Genomic DNA, 4,636 nt, shown 5'->3' with positions numbered 1-4,636 from the left:
TCAGGTCGGAAGGCGTGATGTCGGCCCAGTGGAGGCCGCCGTCGCGGGTGAGCCAGATGAGTCCGTCGTCGGTGCCTGCCCAAATCGTGTTCACGCTCTGGAAGGAGGGCGCGAGCGAGTAAATGGCTCCACGCTGCTTTGCGGCTTTCGGGTCCTTGGCGGCGAGCGTGCCCAGGCTGGCCGGGATTCCCGGCTCCTTGTGCGCCAGGTCGGGGCTGATGGCCTGCCAGGTCGCTCCGCCGTCGGTGGTCTTAAAGAGGATGTTGGCGGCGTAGTAGAGAAGATGGGGATTCAGGGGCGAGAAGACGATGGGCTCGGTACGCTCGGTGCGGTACTTGTCGCCGCGGATGGGGATGGGAGTGATGTTCTCCTTCTCGCCGGTGCTTACGCGGTACTTCGAGACCTCGTTGCGGCCCGCTCCGTAAACGATGTCCGTGTCCAGCGGGTCGGGGGCGACGTATCCGTACTCGATGACGCCCACCGGATGCCAGTCGCGGAAGGTGATGCGGCCGTCATTGCCGCGGCTGGAGGTGCAGACCGACCCGCTCTCCTGCTGCCCGGCACAGACCTTGTAGGGGAATGAGCGATCCACGGCGACGTGGTAGAGCTGCGCCGTGGGCTGGTTGTACCAGGAGCTCCAGCTCTCGCCTCGGTTCACGCTCACCAGGGCGCCCTGGTCGCTCACCAGCAGGATGATGTTGGGGTCATTGGGATTGATCCAGAGGTTCTGATAGTCGTCACCTCCCGGCGCGCCGCGGATGCTGGTCCAGGTTTTGCCGCCGTCGGTCGAGCGCACGGTCACCAGGCTGGCGCTGTAGACGATGTCCGGGTTCTTCGGATCCACGCGAAGAATGGGCAGGTCGCCGCCGCCGATCTTCATCTTGGGGCGAGGATCGTCGGTGGCGCTCGACCAGGTCTCGCCGCCGTCGTCCGAGCGGTAGAGCCCCAGGCCCTTACCGGAGGCGTATTCGGTCTTCGTCGTGGTCGAGAAGACCGCGTAGAGGCGGCTGGGCTGGCTGGGAGCGATCGCGATGTGTAGCTGCACGACATCCTTGGGCAGTCCGTTGGTCAGCGGGCGCCAAGTAGCGCCGCCGTCGGTGGACTTGAACAGGTCGCCGCCTGTGCCGCTGTACTGGTTGTTGTCCTCCCAGGGGCCCAGTCGCGTCTGCCACAGCGAGGCGTAGACCACCTCCGGATTCGCCGGATCGATCAGCACATCGGCGCCGCCGGTGTTCTCATCCTTATAAAGGACGTTCTTCCAGGTCTTGCCGCCGTCGAGCGAGCGGAAGATCCCACGCTCCTGGCTGGGACCATAGGGATGGCCCAGCACCGCCGCGAAGACGCGATTGGGGTCTCGCGGATCGATGGCCAGGGCGGGGATCTGCTGCCCGTCGGCGAGGCCGAGGTGCGTCCAGGTCTTGCCCGCGTCGGTGGACTTGTAGATGCCATCGCCGACGGAGAGGTCGGGGCGCGGCAGGCCTTCGCCCGAGGCCACGTAGATCACGTTGGGGTCAGAGGGCGCGACGGCGATGTCGCCAATGGACTGCGTGGGCTGCGCGTCGAAGATGGGCGCCCAGGTGCGGCCGTAGTCGTCGGACTTCCAGACGCCGCCGTTGACGGCGCCGAAGTAAAACACGTTGGGCTGCGAGGGCACTCCGGCCGCGGCCCGCGTGCGGCCGGCGCGGAAGGGGCCGATCATGCGCCAGCGCAGCTCCTGGAACATCTTTTCCGGAACCTGTTGCGCATGGATTCGCGGGGCGGAAGAGAGGGCACAGCTACAGGCAAGCAGCAGGAAGGCAAGACGATTGATTCGGGTCACGGGCGCGTCTCCGTTGAAGTGAGTAGCAGGACAGCATAAACCAAACCCACCGGCGAGCAAGAGTGTCTGATTGGAAAGCCGCTTTTCCACAGAGCGATCCCGGCCGGGGCATTTGCTGCGCGCCGCCGGCTCCCGCATAATGGCGGGCAGGCGATCCTCTGAAGCAAGTCTCCGTGGCAATCACATTTCACGAGCGCCAGCTCGAAGCCATCGAGCACGTCGCAGGCCCCATGCTGGTGGTGGCGGGCGCCGGGACCGGCAAGACCGCGGTGCTGGTGGAGCGCGTAGCGCGCCTGGTCGAGGCGGGGCACGCCCGGCCGGAGGAGATTGTCGCCGTCACCTACACCCTGGAAGCGGCGGCAGAGTTGCGCCAGCGGGTGGAGGAGCGAATCGGCCCGATGAGCGCGAAGGCCTTGCGCGCCGACACCATTCATGGATTCGCGAACAAGCTGATCCAGGACGCCGGGCACGGCTTCGGACTCCTCGAGGACGAGGACCTCTGGATCTATCTGCGCCGTCGGATCCCCGAGCTGCGGCTGGAGCGCTTCCAGAAGGCGGCGCAGCCGGCAAAGTTTCTCAAAGACCTGCTGGACTTCTTTCGGCGCTGCCAGGACGAGTTGGTCGATCCCGCCGCCTACGAGACCTATGTGGAGCGGGTGGCGCGCGGAGAGCTGCCGCTGCCGCGGGTGAGCAGATCGAAGGAGGCCGCCGAACTCCCGCGGGAGGAAGTACTGGCGCGCTGCCGGGAGATCGCTCGGGTCTATCGCGCGGTCGAGGAGATGCTCCGCAAGGACAACCTCGGCACCTTCGGACATCAGATTGCGGGAGCGGTGCGGCTGCTGCGAGAAGATGCGGTCTTGCTCGAACGCGAGTGGCGGCGCACTCGCTTCCTGCTGGTGGACGAGTTTCAGGACTCGAACCTGGCGCAGATCGAGTTGGTGACGCTGCTGGCGGGCGAGCCGCGCAACCTATTCGCCGTGGGCGACCCCGACCAGGCCATCTTCCGCTTCCGGGGAGCGACCAGCGCCGCCTTCGACGAGTTTCTGCGGCGCTTCCCCGATGCGCGGACGGTGCGCCTCGAGATCAACTACCGTTCCACCTCGAAGATCCTGCAGTGCGCGCACGCCCTGATCCAAAAGAACCCACCGGTGACCCGGCCGGGAAGCGGGCTGGGCAAGGAGTTCGAACGGCAGGCGCTGTGGTCCATGCGGGAGGAAGAGGCGGCCCGCGCCGGCCGACCCCTGACCGGCCTCGCGGTCGAGATGGTGCTGGCCGAAAATCCGCAGGCGGAGGCGGCGGAGGTGGCGCGGACCATCCGCGAGCGCCACGACGCGCTGGAGTGTCCCTGGAGCGACTTTGTCGTGCTCTACCGCCAGCACAGCCACCGCCGGCTGCTGGTGGGGGAGCTAGAGAGGCGCGGGGTGCCGTATGCGGTGGAGGGCCTGAACGTGCTCGAGACCGGTGCGGTGCGCGACCTGCTGGCCTGCCTGCGCGTGGTGGAGTCGAGCGCCGACAACATCAGCCTGCTGCGGCTGGCGGCCCAGCCGCAGTTCGCGCTCGACGGCGTCCGGCTGCGCAACCTGCTGGTCAAGGAGAAGGAGCCCGCGGGCTTCCGCAAGGCGCTGGAGCGCTTTTCGGGAGGGAAGCGGCTGCTGAAGGCCCGCGACGAAGCGGCCCGCGCCGCCGCTGCACCCTTGATGACCCTGAGCAGCCTGATTCCTCCGCTGGCCGAAACCTTCGGCCTGTCGCTCGATTCGCTTCCCGTGGCCGCGTTCCGGAATTTCGTCAAGGAGTGGGAGAGGAAGCCTCTTCCCGGAGAGAAGACGCTGCGCGGGTTCCTCGAGTACCTGGAATATTTCGTCGAAGCCGGGGGTACCGTTCCGGCGGGCGGAGAGGCGGCGAAGGACGCGGTGCGGCTGATGACCATCCATACTGCCAAAGGGCTGGAGTTCTTCCAGGTGTTCGTGGTCCGTGCGGACTGGCGCGGCCAGGTCAACTACCACGAGAACCTGTTCGAGCTTCCGCCGGAGCTGCGCAGCTCGGCGACGGCCGAAGACCCGAAAGAGGTCCACGCCCAGGAGGAGCTGCGGCTCTTCTACGTGGCCATGACGCGCGCTCGCGACGCGCTCACACTTTCCTCCGGCTGCCTGGGAGGGAAGCAGGATCCGGTCCCGCGGCGCTTCCTGCGACAGCTGGCGGCGGAAAAGTCGGTGAAATCATGCTGGCAGGGCCGGGACGCTCCGCCGTACACGGTGGATGTCGCGGCGGGCGAGGCTGCCGTCTCGGCGGTGGCGCCGTGGATGCTGATGCCGCCCCGCTGGGCCCCGGGTGAACTTCCTCTGAGCGCCACCGGGGTGGAGACCTATGAGCGCTGTCCGCTGCAGTTCAAGATCCGGCGCGATTGGAACCTGCCGGAAGAGCCGTCGGCCGCCATGCAGTACGGCAGCGCCATGCATACCGTCCTCAAGCGTCATTATGACGCGGTTCGCGCCGGCCAGCCGCTTTCTCCGCAGCAGGCCGCGGAGGCCTTCCGCGAGGAGTTCGCCAAGGCGGCGATCGAGGACTCCTATCAGAGGACGCTGTACGAGCGCCAGGGACTGGAGCAACTGGAGAAATTCCTGGCCGCACGCGCGAGCGAACCGCCGCCGGAGGTGCTGGATACGGAGAAGACGTTCTCGGTGGAGATTGGCGGAGCGCAGATTCGCGGCCGGGTGGACCGGCTGGACCGCTCGGGCGAAGGCGTCGCCATCGTGGACTACAAGACCGGCAGGCCGCGCGACCAGGACGACGCCGACAAAAGCCTGCAGCTTTCCATCT

Annotated in this window: 2 protein-coding genes; one reads left to right on the top strand and one right to left on the bottom strand. The window is 67.0% G+C overall.

Going from position 1 to position 4,636, the window contains the following annotated elements; all coding sequences use genetic code 11:
• The coding region (locus VGQ94_08245) for a glycoside hydrolase (protein ID HEV2022506.1) at positions 1-1,819 on the bottom strand (1,819 nt) is incomplete at its 3' end.
• Between the two features lie 173 nt (positions 1,820-1,992).
• On the opposite strand from VGQ94_08245, the gene VGQ94_08240 reads away from it, so the two are divergent.
• Positions 1,993-4,636 (top strand): ATP-dependent DNA helicase (locus VGQ94_08240; GenBank protein HEV2022505.1); only part of this gene is annotated, 2,644 nt, incomplete at its 3' end.

The sequence above is a fragment of the Terriglobales bacterium genome, assembly GCA_035937135.1.
Classification (GTDB): domain Bacteria; phylum Acidobacteriota; class Terriglobia; order Terriglobales; family Acidobacteriaceae; genus DASYVL01.
The sequence above is the reverse complement of the archived record's forward strand: the minus strand, read 5'-3'. Positions and strand labels throughout refer to the sequence as shown.